Origin of the sequence: Maricaulis sp., from assembly GCF_048270265.1 — a bacterium.
Lineage (GTDB): Bacteria > Pseudomonadota > Alphaproteobacteria > Caulobacterales > Maricaulaceae > Maricaulis.
This window is the reverse complement of record NZ_JBLWTD010000014.1, coordinates 46,905-61,355: the sequence shown is the minus strand read 5'-3', so window position 1 is coordinate 61,355 and position 14,451 is coordinate 46,905. Positions and strand designations below refer to the sequence as shown.

The 14,451-nt window shown below is 63.5% G+C and carries 18 protein-coding genes and 1 tRNA gene; 4 read left to right on the top strand and 15 right to left on the bottom strand.

What is annotated here, in order from left to right; translation table 11 throughout:
* The first annotated feature begins 46 nt into the window (after positions 1 to 46).
* Positions 47 to 373: a thioredoxin TrxA gene (trxA, locus tag ACN0YF_RS09290; protein WP_417467730.1), complete on the top strand. Its 327-nt coding sequence runs from the start codon at positions 47 to 49 to the stop codon at positions 371 to 373.
* 66 nt (positions 374 to 439) lie between these two features.
* Here the strand turns inward: trxA and ACN0YF_RS09285 are convergent, their stop codons facing one another.
* From ACN0YF_RS09285 to ACN0YF_RS09250, 8 genes are all read right to left on the bottom strand, one after another.
* The gene (locus ACN0YF_RS09285; RefSeq protein ID WP_417494152.1) at positions 440 to 1,762 is read right to left on the bottom strand and encodes a bifunctional folylpolyglutamate synthase/dihydrofolate synthase; all 1,323 of its coding nucleotides are present in this window, start codon (positions 1,760 to 1,762) and stop codon (positions 440 to 442) included.
* Positions 1,737 to 2,672, bottom strand: a complete 936-nt coding sequence (gene accD, locus ACN0YF_RS09280) for an acetyl-CoA carboxylase, carboxyltransferase subunit beta (RefSeq protein WP_417494161.1) — start codon at positions 2,670 to 2,672, stop codon at positions 1,737 to 1,739. Before accD ends, ACN0YF_RS09285 begins: the two co-directional genes overlap by 26 nt.
* A gap of 31 nt (positions 2,673 to 2,703) precedes the next feature.
* The gene (gene trpA / locus ACN0YF_RS09275; protein WP_417494151.1) at positions 2,704 to 3,492 is read right to left on the bottom strand and encodes a tryptophan synthase subunit alpha; all 789 of its coding nucleotides are present in this window, start codon (positions 3,490 to 3,492) and stop codon (positions 2,704 to 2,706) included.
* A gap of 54 nt (positions 3,493 to 3,546) precedes the next feature.
* Positions 3,547 to 3,846, bottom strand: coding sequence for a BrnA antitoxin family protein (locus ACN0YF_RS09270; RefSeq protein ID WP_417494150.1), 300 nt, complete (start codon positions 3,844 to 3,846; stop codon positions 3,547 to 3,549).
* On the bottom strand, positions 3,821 to 4,102 hold the full coding sequence (locus ACN0YF_RS09265) for a BrnT family toxin (protein ID WP_417494149.1): 282 nt from the start codon (positions 4,100 to 4,102) through the stop codon (positions 3,821 to 3,823). The genes ACN0YF_RS09270 and ACN0YF_RS09265 overlap by 26 nt, the downstream gene beginning before the upstream one ends.
* Before the next feature lie 84 nt (positions 4,103 to 4,186).
* Positions 4,187 to 5,419, bottom strand: a complete 1,233-nt coding sequence (gene trpB, locus ACN0YF_RS09260; protein WP_417494148.1) for a tryptophan synthase subunit beta — start codon at positions 5,417 to 5,419, stop codon at positions 4,187 to 4,189.
* Positions 5,420 to 5,436: 17 nt separating this feature from the next.
* Positions 5,437 to 6,081 (bottom strand): phosphoribosylanthranilate isomerase, encoded by a 645-nt coding sequence (locus ACN0YF_RS09255; RefSeq protein WP_417494147.1) that lies wholly within the window; start codon positions 6,079 to 6,081, stop codon positions 5,437 to 5,439.
* Positions 6,078 to 7,031 (bottom strand): LysR substrate-binding domain-containing protein, encoded by a 954-nt coding sequence (locus ACN0YF_RS09250; protein ID WP_417494146.1) that lies wholly within the window; start codon positions 7,029 to 7,031, stop codon positions 6,078 to 6,080. The genes ACN0YF_RS09255 and ACN0YF_RS09250 overlap by 4 nt, the downstream gene beginning before the upstream one ends.
* A gap of 40 nt (positions 7,032 to 7,071) precedes the next feature.
* On the opposite strand from ACN0YF_RS09250, the gene ACN0YF_RS09245 reads away from it, so the two are divergent.
* Positions 7,072 to 7,275 carry a hypothetical protein gene (locus ACN0YF_RS09245; protein ID WP_417494145.1) on the top strand — a complete coding sequence of 68 codons (204 nt, stop codon included), beginning with the start codon at positions 7,072 to 7,074 and terminating at the stop codon, positions 7,273 to 7,275.
* Here ACN0YF_RS09245 and ACN0YF_RS09240 read toward each other — a convergent pair.
* The 5 genes from ACN0YF_RS09240 to aroA all read right to left on the bottom strand — a co-directional run bounded on the left by ACN0YF_RS09240 (position 7,272) and on the right by aroA (position 12,346).
* Entirely contained in the window at positions 7,272 to 7,937 is a 666-nt protein-coding gene (locus ACN0YF_RS09240) for a putative metalloprotease CJM1_0395 family protein (RefSeq protein ID WP_417494144.1), read from the bottom strand. The genes ACN0YF_RS09245 and ACN0YF_RS09240 overlap by 4 nt on opposite strands.
* A 113-nt stretch (positions 7,938 to 8,050) precedes the next feature.
* Entirely contained in the window at positions 8,051 to 8,356 is a 306-nt protein-coding gene (locus ACN0YF_RS09235) for an integration host factor subunit beta (RefSeq protein ID WP_417483098.1), read from the bottom strand.
* Positions 8,357 to 8,490: 134 nt separating this feature from the next.
* On the bottom strand, positions 8,491 to 10,194 hold the full coding sequence (gene rpsA / locus ACN0YF_RS09230; protein ID WP_417494143.1) for a 30S ribosomal protein S1: 1,704 nt from the start codon (positions 10,192 to 10,194) through the stop codon (positions 8,491 to 8,493).
* A gap of 183 nt (positions 10,195 to 10,377) precedes the next feature.
* Positions 10,378 to 11,004 (bottom strand): (d)CMP kinase, encoded by a 627-nt coding sequence (cmk, locus tag ACN0YF_RS09225; protein WP_417483548.1) that lies wholly within the window; start codon positions 11,002 to 11,004, stop codon positions 10,378 to 10,380.
* A gap of 1 nt (position 11,005) precedes the next feature.
* The gene (gene aroA, locus ACN0YF_RS09220) at positions 11,006 to 12,346 is read right to left on the bottom strand and encodes a 3-phosphoshikimate 1-carboxyvinyltransferase (RefSeq protein WP_417494142.1); all 1,341 of its coding nucleotides are present in this window, start codon (positions 12,344 to 12,346) and stop codon (positions 11,006 to 11,008) included.
* 112 nt (positions 12,347 to 12,458) lie between these two features.
* Between aroA and ACN0YF_RS09215 the strand changes: the two genes are divergently transcribed.
* Positions 12,459 to 12,893: a TIGR02300 family protein gene (locus tag ACN0YF_RS09215; protein WP_417483546.1), complete on the top strand. Its 435-nt coding sequence runs from the start codon at positions 12,459 to 12,461 to the stop codon at positions 12,891 to 12,893.
* A 110-nt stretch (positions 12,894 to 13,003) separates the two neighbouring features.
* Positions 13,004 to 13,079, top strand: a tRNA-Ala gene (locus ACN0YF_RS09210).
* Between the two features lie 158 nt (positions 13,080 to 13,237).
* Here the strand turns inward: ACN0YF_RS09210 and ACN0YF_RS09205 are convergent.
* Complete coding sequence (locus ACN0YF_RS09205) at positions 13,238 to 13,858, bottom strand: hypothetical protein (protein WP_417483545.1); 621 nt, start codon at positions 13,856 to 13,858, stop codon at positions 13,238 to 13,240.
* 120 nt (positions 13,859 to 13,978) lie between these two features.
* Positions 13,979 to 14,443, bottom strand: a complete 465-nt coding sequence (gene ptsN, locus ACN0YF_RS09200; protein WP_417483544.1) for a PTS IIA-like nitrogen regulatory protein PtsN — start codon at positions 14,441 to 14,443, stop codon at positions 13,979 to 13,981.
* Positions 14,444 to 14,451 lie beyond the last annotated feature (8 nt).

The window sequence follows — 14,451 nt, the reverse complement described above, 5'->3', positions numbered from 1 at the left end:
AGTGAGTTCGGAACAACCGGACTCGTCCCGAACAAAGGAGTAGCCCATGGCGACGAAAGCGGTCAGCGATGATTCCTTCGAGTCTGACGTCCTCAATGCGGATCGTCCCGTGCTTGTCGATTTCTGGGCCGAATGGTGCGGCCCGTGCAAGCAGATTGCCCCCGCACTTGAAGAATTGGCCGAAGAAATGGCCGGCGAGCTCACCGTTGCCAAGGTGAATATCGACGATCACCCGATGACGCCGGGCAAGTATGGCGTTCGCGGCATCCCGACCCTGATGATTTTCAAGGGCGGCCAGGTGGCCTCCACGAAGATCGGTGCGATGGCCAAGGGCAAGATCACCGAATGGGTCCGCGAGACCCTCTCGGCCTGATCCAGCTCCACAAGGCTAGTCAGAATTGAGAAACGGGCTCCTTGCGGGCCCGTTTTTCTTTGCCGGTCAGCCGGGTGTCTGGTGTGGCGGTGAGCTGCCGAGCGCCAGGGCTTCGCCGGCGAGATAGAGCGAGCCGCCGATCAGGATCCGGGGGGCGGGCAATTCCCGCGCGGCGTTCTTCACTGCCTGCAACAGCCCGGTAGCGGTTTCGGCCTTGAGCCCGGCGGCATTGGACGCCGCAGCGACGGTTTCGGCCGGCTGGGATCCGCCGCGGCCGGACTTGAACTCGACAGCGATCAGCCGCCGTGCGAGCCCGGCGAATTGCGAACACCAGCCCTCGACATCCTTGTTGGGTGAGAAACCGGCAATGATCACCAGCGGCCGTTCTTCGCGCTCGTCCATATCCGCCAGTGCATGGGACAGGGCCGCTGCTGCGGCAGGGTTATGACCGCCATCGAGCCAGAGTTCGGCATTGTGGTCGCGGGCAATCTCGCCAAGCGGGCCGCGTGTGATGTTTTGCAGCCGGGCGGGCCAGGTCGCGTGGGCAATGCCGTCGGCGACACATTTCTCCGGCCATTGCAGCGCGGCAGCACAGGCGGCGGCTGCACCGGCATTGTCGATCTGGTGCGGGCCGATCAGGCCCGGGCCGGGCAGGTCCCAGACCCGGCTCTCGTCTTCATAGGTTAGCCGGCCATGCTGTTGATAGGCCCGGTAATCCTGGCCCCAGACATAGGTCAGGGCACCGACCCGGCGCGCTTCCTTGAGCAGGGCAGCCTCGGCTGCCGGCTCCTGACGGCCGATAATGGTCGGAACGCCAAACTTGCAGATGCCGGCCTTCTCGTGGGCAATCTTCTCGATCGTGTCGCCGAGAAATTCCTGGTGGTCGAGACCGATGGGGGTGATGACGCACAGGGCGGGTTTTGCGATGACGTTGGTGGCATCGAATCTGCCACCCAGACCGACTTCGAGCACCAGAAGGTCGGCGGGGTGTTCGCTGAACAGCAGGAAGGCGGCAGCTGTCGTGATCTCAAAGAAGGTGATCGGTTCGCCGAAATTCGCCGCCTCGCAGCGGGCGAAGGCCTCGATCAGTGCCTGGTCGCCGACCGGCTGGCTGTCGATCTGGATGCGCTCGTTGAAATCCACCAGGTGCGGCGAGGTGTAGATGTGCACCTTCTGGCCATTGGCGCGGGCCATATGGGCCAGATAGGCGCAGGTCGAGCCTTTGCCATTGGTGCCGGCGACGTGGATGGTCGGTGGCAGCTGGTTCTGGGGATTGCCCAGCGCCGCGAGCAGGCGCTGCAGCCGGCCCAGCGACAGGTCGATCTTCCTGGGATGCAGCCGCGAAAGCCGCGTCAGCGCATCGTCAACGTCCTGGCGTCGGGCGCTCATGCGCTCCTCCGTCCGCCGCCACATGATCGGGCGAGGGCGGAGCCAGGCGACCGGGGGTGGAGGCACTGGGCCGTTTCATCAGAACGCGCAGCATCCGCGCCAGGGTCGCCGGAATCTCGTGACGATGAACGACCTGGTCGATCATGCCCTTTTCCAGCAGGTATTCGGCGCGCTGGAAGCCCTCGGGGAGCTTTTCGCGAATGGTCTGTTCGATCACGCGCGGACCGGCAAAGCCGATCAATGCGCCCGGTTCGGCAATCTGGACATCGCCGAGCATGGCATAGGAGGCGGTGACGCCGCCCGTGGTCGGATCCGTCAGAACGACGACATAGGGCAGGCCGGCATCGCGCATCATCTCGACGGCAATCGTGGTGCGCGGCATCTGCATCAGCGACAGGGCGCCTTCCTGCATGCGCGCGCCACCGGCGGCGGTGAAGACAATCAGCGGCGCCCGTTTGGCGACCGCGGTTTCGGCGGCCTTGATGAAGCTCTCGCCGGCGGCCATGCCAAGGGAGCCGCCCATGAAGGCGAAATTCTGCACCAGAACCACGGATTCCACACCGCCAATACGGCCGACAGCGATGGCCATCGCGTCGTCGCGCCCGGTCTTCTTGCGGGCTGCGGCGATCTTGGAGACGTAAGTTTTCTCGTCGCGGAATTTCAGCGGGTCCTTCGGGACTTCCGGCGTGTCGAGTTCCTCGAAGGTATCATCGAAGGTGAACTGGAAGCGCCAGGCCGGTCCGATCCGCATGTGATGACCGGCCGGCGTGACGAACTGGCCCGCCTCCAGATCCTTCTGGAACACCATCTCGCCGGAGATGGGGCATTTGACCCAGAGATTGTCGGGCGTATCCCGCTTGGAGAATATTTTCGACATCCCCGGAGGGGTGATCTTGGACAGCCAGTTCATTTCCGAGTCCCGATCCCTCATTGCCCGTATCTCATCGTTTGACGCCGTGTGTGGCGCTCGACAAGGTTTTCACCAATTTCACCGCGCCCGCAACACCGCCATCATGCATGGCATCGACGATAGCAGACCCGACCACGACCGCATCGGCGCATTGCGCGATTGCCCTGGCCTGTTCCGGCGTGCGAACGCCAAAGCCGACCACGACCGGCAGGCCGCTCGCCGCCTTGACCCGCGCGACCGCATCGCCGACTTCGGTGACGGCGCCGGAACCGGAACCGGTCACACCCGTGGTGGAAACGTAATAAACGAAGCCCGAGGTGTTTTCGACCACGGTTGCCAGTCGCTTGTCGTCCGTTGTCGGGGTGGCGAGGCGGATCATGGAGATGCCGAGCTTGGCCAGATGCGGCCGCAATACGGCATCTTCCTCCGGCGGCAGGTCAACGCAGATCAGACCATCGACGCCGGCCTTGGCTGCGGCCTTGGCGAATTTTTCCCAGCCCATGGAATGGATCGGATTGGCATAACCCATCAGCACGATGGGTGTGGTGTGATCATGCTTTCGAAATCCGCGCACTTGCTCGAGTGTGCCCTTCAGCGTCATCCCGGCATCAAGTGAGCGCAGCGCGGCCGCCTGGATCGAGGCGCCATCGGCCATCGGATCGGTAAAGGGCATGCCCAGCTCGATCACATCGGCGCCGGCATCCGGCAGGGCCGCCAGCAGGCCGGCGCTGTCTCCATCGCCGGCCATGATATAGGCGACGAAACCGGGACGGCCCCAGGCTTCCAGCTCGGAGAAACGGGTGGTGAGGCGATTCTTCATGTCAGAGGTCTGCTCCTGCGGGCGTTGGCCGACAACGTCTCATATCTTGAGGGCTCATGCCTCACCCTTCTTCATCGCATCAACATAGGCGCGCAGGGCAGCGTTCATCCGCGTCTGGTAACCTTTGCCGCTTTGCTTGAAGAAGGCGATGATGTCCTCGTCGAGACGCAAGGTGAGCTGCTTCTTGGACGGTGGTGTCCAGAGCACGGCCCTGGCGAACCAAGCCTCGTCGAGTTCGGGGATGTCGGAGAAATCGATATCCTCATCAGGCATGGCCGCGATCTCACGGATGCGGGCGCGTTGGGCATCAGTCAGCGGCGGCAGGTCTTCAAGTTTCACGCGCTTCAAAGCCATGGAATATCTCCCTTTCACGCCGGCTCGCCGGTCGGGCCGAGATCAGCCTTGTCCGACCCTGACGGTCGGTGTGCACAACCGCAATCACCAGCAAGTCCTCGATCCGACCGATCATCAGGCTCCGGGCCTCACCGCCGACATTTCGCGCGGGCAAGGTTAGGCATTGGCCCTTGAATGCGCGCACTGCCAGTTCAAAGCCGAAGCCATGCTTGCGCCGGTTGGCGTCATCCTTTGCCGGATCCCACTCGAATTCCATCGATTGTAGCTACAATTGTAGTTTCGCTCAAGCGCTTCCTACAATCATGATAAGATTAAAGAGGCCGCTTGCAGCTTGCAGCTGCTATAACTTCACCCCCAGCATCTCCGCCACCTGCGGCACATCCTTGTCGCCGCGGCCGCACATATTCATCAGGATCATGCCGTCCGGCCCCAGCTCCCTGGCCAGGTCGCGGACGCGGGCCAGGGCGTGGGCCGGTTCCAGCGCCGGGATGATGCCTTCGAGTTTGGAGCAGATCTGGAACATTTCCAGCGCTTCGGTATCGGTGGCCGAGACATATTCGGCGCGCTTCATGTCGTGCAGGAAGGCGTGTTCGGGGCCGATGCCGGGATAGTCGAGCCCGGCGGAGATCGAGTGGGCGTCGATGATCTGGCCGTCATCATCCTGCAGGAGATAGGTGCGGTTGCCGTGGAGTATGCCCGGGCGGCCGCCCTTGAGGCTGGCGGCGTGCTTGTCGGTGTCCAGGCCGAGCCCTGCGGCCTCGACGCCGATCAGGCGGACATCCTCATCATCGATGAAGGGGTGAAACAGGCCCATCGCATTGGAGCCGCCACCGATACAGGCGACGCAGGCATCGGGCAGGCGTCCGGTGCGTTCCAGGATCTGCGCGCGGGCCTCGCGGCCGATGATCGACTGGAAATCGCGCACCATGGCCGGATAGGGATGCGGGCCGGCCACCGTGCCGATGACGTAGAATGTGTCATGCACATTGGTGACCCAGTCGCGCAGGGCCTCATTCATCGCATCCTTCAGCGTTCCAGTGCCGGAGCTGACGGGCACAACTTCGGCGCCGAGCAGCTTCATGCGGAACACATTGGGTGATTGGCGCGCGACATCGGTGGCGCCCATGAAGACGGTGCAGGGCAGGCCGAAGCGCGCAGCAACCGTGGCCGTGGCGACGCCATGCTGGCCGGCGCCGGTCTCGGCAATGATGCGGGTCTTGCCCATGCGCAGGGCGAGCAGGACCTGGCCGAGGCAGTTATTGATCTTGTGGCTGCCGGTATGATTGAGCTCGTCGCGCTTGAGCCAGACCTGGGCGCCGCCGAATTCCTCGGTCAGGCGCTCGGCGAAATACATCGGGCTCGGCTTGCCGACATAATCGCGCAGGAATTCATCCATCTTGTCGGTGAAGGCGGGATCGATCTTGGCCGCCTCATAGGCGGTTTCCAGCTCGAGGATGAGCGGCATCAGGGTTTCCGCGACATAGCGGCCACCGAAATCGCCGAAGCGGCCGTTTTTGTCGGGCCAGGCGGAGAGCGAATTGGGTCGCGGGTCGACGGGCGCAGTCTCGCTCATGGCGCTCTTCCTTCAGATCAGGCCGTGCGCCCGGGGGCAAGCGCATCGGCAAAGGCTTGTATCCGTGCCGCATCCTTGACGCCGGGCGCTGATTCAATGCCCGAGGACACATCGACAGCCCTGGCGCCGGAGGCCGCAATCGCTGCCGCGACATTGCTGGCATCAAGCCCGCCGGACAAGAGCCAGGGCACAGAAACATCCAGATTTTTCAGCAGGGCATAATCATAGCCCTCACCCCAGCCACCGGGCCGGTCAGAGCCTTTGGGTGGTTTGGCGTCGAACAACAGCATGTCGGCGATGCGGTCATAGGTGCGCGCGGCATCAAGATCGGCCGCCTGCGCGACCGGAATGGCCTTGATGATCCCCCGGCGGGCATAGGCGCGGGCCTGGGTCACGCGCTCGGGGCTCTCGCTGCCATGCAGCTGGATCCAGTCGGGCCGCATGGCGTCGCGGATTTGCGCCAGCAGCTCGTCATCGGGATTGACCGTGACCGCGACAGTCTCGGTGCCTCCCGCCAGATGGGCCAGTTCACCCGCCAGGGCCGGAGAGACATGGCGCGGGCTGGCCGGGAAAATGACATAGCCGGTCCAGCGTGCGCCGGCCTGCACGGCGGCGGCGACATCGCGCCCGGTCTTCAGGCCACAGAATTTGATCTCGGTCATGGTGCAGGAGTTAGCGCCTCACCGTCCTGAGGGAAAGCGGGTTGTGGCCGGTTGAGACAGAAGGCCATCGGCTGGAACAGCATCCATTGCACGAAGGCGGCGATTTTCGGCTCCCGGGCGCGGGTCTTGTCAAACACCAGCCAGTAGCCCGCGCCGTGACCGGTTTCGTGCGGGAAGGGCTGGATCAGGCTGCCGGCCGCGACCTGTTCGGCGAAATACAGCGGTGAGACCATCACGGCGGCATCGCCCGCGGCGATCGCTGCGGCCACCTCCATTGTCTGCGTTTCGAGCTCAAGGTGAGGGCGTTCGGGCAGGCGGGAGACATCGCCCCCCACGCCCTCAAACCAGTCGCGCCACCAGCCAATCGGTCCGATCAGGCGCAGGCGCAACAGATCATCCGGCGTGGTGAAGGGGCCATAGCGCTTGGCGGTGCGGGCCGGGACAAGCGGCGTTGCCGTATCTGCGAAGAGCCGGCGCGCCTCAAGGCCGGGCCAGTGGCCATCGCCCAGGCGGATTCCGATATCGGCATCGCCGGCCCTGATATCGACCAGGTCCGAACGGCTGTCGATCCGCACGGCAAGTTCGGGATTGTCCATCTGGAAAGAGCCGATGCGCGGCACCAGCCAGTTGGAGCAGAAAGTCGGCAGGGCGGTGATGGTCAGCACCGAATCGCGGGCTTCGCGCACATCCCGAAACGTCCGCTCCAGCAGACGGAAGGCCTCGGATGTGCCCTTGGCGAGCTGTGCGCCGCGCGGTGTCAGCTCGACATGGCGCGGCTTGCGTTCGAACAGGGCGAAGCCGAGCCGGTCCTCCAGCTGTTTTATTTGATAGCTGACAGCGGCCTGGGTCATGCCCAGGGCATCGCCTGTGCGTGTGAAATTGCCGAGCCGGGCCGCCGTTTCGAAGACGCGGATGGCGTTGATCGGGGGCAGGCGAAGGTGTTTAGGCATAAATACAGCTTGTGTCAGACCATTGAATACCAATTGGTCAATGGCCCTTTTCTCCCGCTATAGCAAGCTCATGCTTGTGATGGAGGTCGATATGACACTGTATGAATTGATGCATGAACGCCAACCGGTCCGCCCCCTGGATGCCAGGGCGCTGCAGTGGAAACTCGGTGGTGGCTGGTTTGGATGGTTGGAGCGCCGGCTGGCCTGGCTCGGCGAGCACGTTGACTATCACCGCAAATTCTAGGCGCTGACCCCAAATCCCGGCGAGGCCTGATGCCGATAGGCCTTCGCCGCGTAGGCGGAGAGGTCGGGGGATGGAAAGCTTCCGTCGTCGGAGGGTTCATTTTCTCCTGGTCCGATCTCGGCCAGGGTTTGAGCCAGCGAACCATTCAGCGGGCCATCGGCCATGGCCGGCTCGCCCGCCGCATTCGCCTCTTGCGCAGGCGTCTCGCTGCGGGCCTTGGCGATTGCGGCTGTCGCCATGGCGGCGACGGAGCGATCCTGCGCCGAAGGCTCGGCCGGAGCCAGGGCGGCGGCGCGGACCTGTTCCATTTTCCGGATCGTCGCATCGGGATCGCCGGCAATCGCGCCGGCATCAATCGGGACTTCGCCGCCAATCGCATACTGGCCGCCATCAGGGCCGCTTTGATAGGTGAAGCTGGCCGAACCCGCATATGGCCCGCCGGCCGCCTTGTGGGCGGCCTCATGGGCTTTCACATCGCGATCACGCGCCTTGAGTTCGGAAACCTGTTTTGCTTCGGCATCGGACAGCGAGCTCGCCGCCGCAAATTTCGATGCCGTGTCAGCCTCGCGTCCACCAGCGGCGCCCATGGCCGTGCCGGCCTGTGCCGGCGTGGCGAGCCGGGCCTGCGGTGTATAGGTCGAATAGGCGGAAATGGACGACATTTCAGGAGTATTCGGCCCGCAAGTTAAGCCGGCATGAATCCGCGATCACAGCCGCGAATGCGACGTGAAATATCCTGAAGGGGCGCTTAATGCGGCGCCGGATGCCAGCCTGGTCAGGCTGGCGTCAGCTTCGACGCCCGCGAGGCATCGACACGTTCGCGCAATTCCTTGCCGGTCTTGAAGAAGGGAACGTGCTTTTCCTTGACGGCAACGCTGTCACCCGTGCGCGGATTGCGGCCGACGCGGGCGGGGCGGTGACGAACGGAAAAGGCTCCGAACCCGCGCAATTCAACGCGCTCGCCGCGCGCCAGGGATTCGGTGATACCGTCGAGAATGGTGTTGACCACCCGCTCGACATCGCGGTGGTAAAGATGCGGATTTGCTTCCGCCAATTTGTCGATCAGCTCGGATTTTATCATGCGACAACTCCACGCCTGAAAGTTCAAACCTGACCTTTGCGACCGCTCGCGTCAATGCGTCAGATTCAAAAAAGGCGGCCAGGGCAACAAGCCCTGACCGCCTTTCCTGATCAACCCCTGGGGGTCAAACGCGTTTATTCGCCCTTGTCGGCATCTTTCTCGCGCATTGCTGCACCGAGAATATCGCCAAGCGAGGCACCGGCATCAGACGAGCCGTACTGTTCGACAGCGTCACGCTCGTCGGCGATTTCAAGCGCCTTGACCGAGAGCGACACACGGCGCGAGGCCTTGTCGATATTGGTGATGCGGGCATCAACCTTGTCGCCGACCGCAAAGCGTTCCGGACGCTGCTCGGCGCGATCGCGCGACAGGTCGGACTTGCGGATGAAGGCTTTGACACCGGCATCATCGCCGAAGGTGACTTCGATACCGCCGGAGGTGATTTCAGTGACCGTACAGGTCACGGTGTCACCGCGGTTGGCACCGGAGGAATCCATCGGATCGCCAGCCAGTTGCTTGATGCCGAGGGAGACGCGTTCCTTGTCGATGTCGACATCGAGAACTTTCGCGTCAACCAGGTCGCCCTTCTTGAAGGCTTCGATGGCTTGCTCGCCCGACTGATCCCAGGAGATGTCGGAGAGGTGGACCATGCCGTCGATTTCGCCTTCCAGGCCAACGAACAGACCGAATTCGGTGATGTTCTTGACTTCGCCCTGGATCTGCGAGCCCGCCGGATAGTTTTCGGCGAAGACTTCCCATGGATTGCGCTGGGTCTGTTTGACACCAAGCGAGATGCGGCGCTTGTCGGCGTCGACATCGAGAACCATGACTTCGACTTCCTGGGAGGTCGAAAGGATCTTGCCCGGGTGGATGTTCTTCTTGGTCCAGCTCATTTCGGACACGTGGACCAGGCCTTCAACGCCTTCTTCGAGTTCAACGAAGGCACCGTATTCGGCGATATTGGTCACGCGGCCCTTGAAGGTGGCGCCGACAGGGTATTTGGCGGCAACGCCTTCCCATGGGTCGGACATCAGCTGCTTCATGCCGAGCGAGATACGCTGGGTCTCTTTATTGATCTTGATGATCTGGACTTTGACGTTCTGACCGACTTCAACGACTTCCGATGGGTGGCCAACGCGGCTCCAGGACATGTCGGTGACGTGCAGCAGGCCGTCAATACCGCCGAGATCGACGAATGCGCCGTAATCGGTGATGTTCTTGACGATACCGTCACGGGCTTCGCCCTCGGCCAGCTGGCCGACGAGTTCCGCACGCTGTTCGGCACGCGATTCTTCAAGCACGGCACGGCGCGAAACGACGATATTGCCGCGCGGACGGTCCATTTTGAGAACGGCGAAAGGCTGTTCCTGGTTCATCAGCGGGCCGACATCGCGCACAGGGCGGATATCGACTTGCGAGCCTGGCAGGAAGGCGCTTGCGCCGCCCAGATCCACCGTGAAACCACCCTTGACGCGGCCGACGATGGCACCGTTGACAGGTTCTTTCTTCTCGAAGGACTGCTCGAGGCGATCCCAGCTTTCTTCGCGGCGAGCCTTGTCGCGCGACAGCATGGCTTCACCGAGGGCGTTTTCGATGCGCTCGAGGAAGACTTCGACTTCATCACCCACGACAGGGGCCTTGGAACCGGGGCCGGTGAATTCACGGACCGGAATACGGCCTTCGGTCTTGAGACCTACGTCGACGACGACGGCATCATTTTCAATTGCGGTGACAATGCCCTTGATGACCTGGCCTTCGGCAAGGTCACGGCCGGCCAGGCTGGCTTCCAGCATGGCGGCAAAATCGTCGGTCGTCGGGGAAAGGGTTTCGGTAGACATGTAAGAGGTTGCTCCAGAATGCGATGCGAGCCGCAAAAGCGGGGTGGTTCACACCGCTGGGCCAAGATGGCCCGGCAAGGGGTTTTTCCATGGACGCCAAGAACCAAACCCGCTGCGATACTGAAATCGCGCGCGTTTTGAAGTCGGTAAGCCCGGTTTCGAGATCGCCAAAGCCCTTGTGGGTCACGCTTTATGGGCGTTTTCCACAATATCAATGGCCGCAGCAATCGCCGCGTCTATACTCAAGGACGAGGTATCAAGCAAGGTTGCGTCATCGGCGGGCCGCATCGGTGCGTCGGTGCGGCCTGTATCGCGCTCGTCACGTTCGCGCGTCTGGGCGAGTACGGTTTCATAGCTGATCGGATCGCCCTTCGCCGCCAGTTCGCGCCAGCGCCGGTCGGCCCGGGTCTCGGCATTGGCGGTGACATAGAGTTTCACATCGGCATCGGGGCAGATCACCGTGCCGATATCGCGTCCGTCCAGAATGGCGCCGCCGGGCTGCAGGGCGAAATCGCGCTGCAGTTCGTACAGCGCGGCGCGCACGGCGGGCAGGGCGGCAACGCGTGAGGCCACGGCGCCGGCCTGCGCCGTGCGGATCCGCGTCTCGTCAATGGCGGCAATATCCAGCGCGCGCGCCGCTGCGGCGGCGGCCGCTTCGTCTTCCGGTTCGATCCCGGCATCGAGAACGGCAATGGCCGTGGCGCGGTAAAGCGAGCCGGTATCCAGATGCGGCAGGCCGAAATGCCGGGCCAGCGCCTTGGCGATCGTGCCCTTGCCCGAGGCGAGTGGTCCATCAACGGCGATAATCATTTCACACGGGCTCCAGTATGGCGCCGAGCGCCTTCATGTCTTCGGCGAAGCCGGGATAGCTGGTCGCGATCATGGCGGCATCATCAATGCTCACCGCCTGCTGTGCTGCCAGGCCGAGCACGAGCGCGCTCATGGCCAGGCGGTGGTCGTGATGGGTCGCCACCATGCCGCCGCCGGCGACCTGGCCCGATCCCTTGCCGTGCACCGTCAGACTGTCCTCTCCGGCCTCGACCTCGACGCCATTGCGGCTGAGCAGGTCGGCGGTGCCGGCGAGCCGGTCGCTTTCCTTGGCGCGCAGCTCGGCGAGGCCGGCCATGTGCGTCGTGCCTTCGGCAAAGGCGGCGGCGACGCCGAGGATCGGGTATTCGTCGATCATCGAGGGCGCGCGTTCCGCCGGCACATTGACGCCATGCAGCTGCGATGCGCGGGCGATGATATCCATCGTGCGCTCGCCCGCCATTTCCGGTCCGGGGCTGATTTCCAGATCGGCACCCATCTCCCGGAGCGTCTCGATCAGGCCCGTGCGTGCCGGGTTGTCCATAACGCCGGTGATGCGGATGTTCGAACCGGGGATGATCAGGGCCGCGACCAGCGCAAACCCGATCGAGGACGGATCCCCCGGCACGGTCACGTCGCGCGCCTGCAGGGTCTGCGGTCCGGGCAGGCTGATGCGGATGCCGTCCGGTGTGGAAGCGATGTCGAGTGTGACGCCGAAGGCCCGCAGCATGGTCTCGGTATGGTCCCGCGTCGCATGGTGTTCGGTGACGACGGTCTCGCCCTCGGCTCCGAGCCCGGCCAGCAGCACGGCTGACTTCACCTGGGCCGAGGCGATCGGCGGCGCGTAGGCGATGCCGCGCAGGGATGACGGCGTCAGTGTGGCGGGCAGGCGCCCCTCGGTGCAGGCAAAACGGGCGCCCATCATTTCGAGTGGATCGGTGACGCGGCGCATCGGCCGGGTCGACAGGCTGGCATCGCCGGTGAAGACGGCCCCGGCCCCGCTGCCGGCGATCGCTCCCATCATCAGACGCACGCCGGTACCGGAATTGCCGAAGTCGAGCGGTGCCTCAGGCGTCGTGAAGCGGCCGCCTGTGCCTGTGACACGCCAGCTGCCGGGTCCGAGGCGTTCCACCTCCGCGCCGAGCGCTGCGGCCGCCTTGGCGGTGTTCAGCACGTCCTCGCTCTCGAGCAGGCCGTCAATGCGGCTCTCGCCATGGGCCAGTGCTGCGAAAATCAGGGCGCGGTGAGAGACCGACTTGTCGGCGGGCGCGGCAAGGGTGCCGGTCAGGGCACCGCTCTGGCGAGCCAGAAACGGACCTTGCAAATGAGGGGCAAGCTGGGTCATCAACTAAAATTCAACGATTGGGGTGGGAAGACGGCGATCAGGTTTTGACAGAGCGCGGTGATCGTGGCAACGGGTCGCGCCGAAAAACAAAAACCGGTTGTGAAGGGATGTCATGGCCAAACATGAACTGGGTTCCAAGCGCACATGCCCGAAGTGCGCCGCCAAATTCTACGATCTGGGCCGCCGCCCGGCGCGTTGTCCGAAATGCGAGAACGAGTTCGATCCCGAGCTCGTCCCGCTGCCGTTGAAGCCTGTTCCCGATTCTGTCGATGACGACGAGGCGCCTGCCAAGGCAGCAGTCGTCGAGGCCGACGGTTTCGAGGATGAGGTCGATGACACGCCGGAAGTCGGCGAGGGCGGCGATGAAATCGTGGTCGATGATGATGACGACGATGAGGGTTCGGGCCTCAGCGACGATATTCCTGATGGCTTCGAGGAAGATGACGGCGAAGATCCGGTCGATGAGGATGACAATACGGTCCTGCTCGACGACGATGAAGACGATGATTTCGCCGAATTCACCACGGGTGATGACGAGGACAGTTGACGCCGCCGCCAAGGCGCTGCACATGGCGCTGCGTTGAGGCTTGATCCGTATGAAAAGCGGGACTAGTTTCCGCGCCTCTCGCCGCACCCCATCGCGGCAGACAGGATAATGGGGCCATAGCTCAGTTGGGAGAGCGCTTGCATGGCATGCAAGAGGTCGTCGGTTCGATTCCGTCTGGCTCCACCATCCTTCGCTCGCTGCGCGAGTTCCGGCCAGGCAGGCCCAACGCTTTTCCGGGCGAAGGATGTCACGCCGTAGCCGCAGGCGCAGGCGGACACCCCGAAATTTCCCATGTCAGGCAGACGCCCGGCACACGCTATCTGCGTCGCCGGGATTTGCTGTACCTATTGTGGCTTGTCTTCAGGATCAGGCGGCAAATCGCCTTCCTCGCGCAGGCGGTGGCGCTGGTCGTTGAGGCTGTTCGGATAATCCGTGACATCCCCGTATTCGAGAAACTCGCCATAGCGCCGGTGCGTTCCCGCCAGGCGGGCGGCGTGCTTGATCGGGCACCAGTATTGCTCGGTGCGCGAGGCAATCTCGTGGACATAGGCGATCACGCCATTGGCGTAGGAGCAATAGAAGCAGTTCACCTTCTGGATCATGTTCAGATAGGGCAGCCGGTGGCGGTCGAACACGACATAGTCGCGCCGCTTGACCTGTTTGATCTCATAAACCCGGAAGCAGACAGCCTGGTAGAGGCTCGCCACCACATCCAGCAGGAAGACCGGGATCGCGACGGCATAGATGAAGGGGGCTGTGAGGATCGTCAGGATGCCGCTGTCGAGGAGATAGCGCCGCAGTCCCAGCTTCAGCGCTGTCTGGCGCTCACGCGCCTCACGCGTGATGAAGAGGCGGCCCTGTTCGAGCTTGTAGCCATAGCTGCGCCGCCGTTCCGCCAGCTGTTCCTCCAGCTCGCCTTCGAGCACACGGATCTTTTCCAGCAACTCATTGATCTGGGTGCGCATGACGGTCTCCGGCTGCAGGTTGTTCCAGGAGGTCAAGCATACACATAAATCGCAGCAGCGACCGGCTGATGCGATTTGCCGCAGGCGGCGGCGATCAGGTCTGGGACAGGGCTGGCCGCGTCAGGCGGCGTCGGTGGCGGGCTCTCCCGCCAGCACCGCATAGACGGCATCGGCGTCGGGCGCAGCGCGCAGGCGTTGACGCACATCTTCACGGCGCAGCATGCGTGAGACGCGGGCCAGGGCCTTGAGGTGCTCGGCACCGGCATCTTCCGGTGCCAGCAGCAGGAAGATCAGGTCGGCGGGCTGGCCGTCGATCGATTCGAAATCGACCGGCGCGCGCAGCCGCATGAAAAAGCCGAGGACCCGATCGAGCCCCGCCAGGCGGGCGTGCGGGATCGCGACGCCCTGGCCGACACCGGTCGAACCGAGGCGTTCACGCTGCAGCACCGCCTCGAAAATGACGCGCGCATTCAGCCCGGTCGCAAGCGCGGCCGTTTCCGACATCGCTTGCAGGGCCTGCTTGCGGCTGGACGCGCCAAAATCAACGCTGGCGCCGCCATCGGGTATCAGATCTGCTAATGCCATGATAAAAC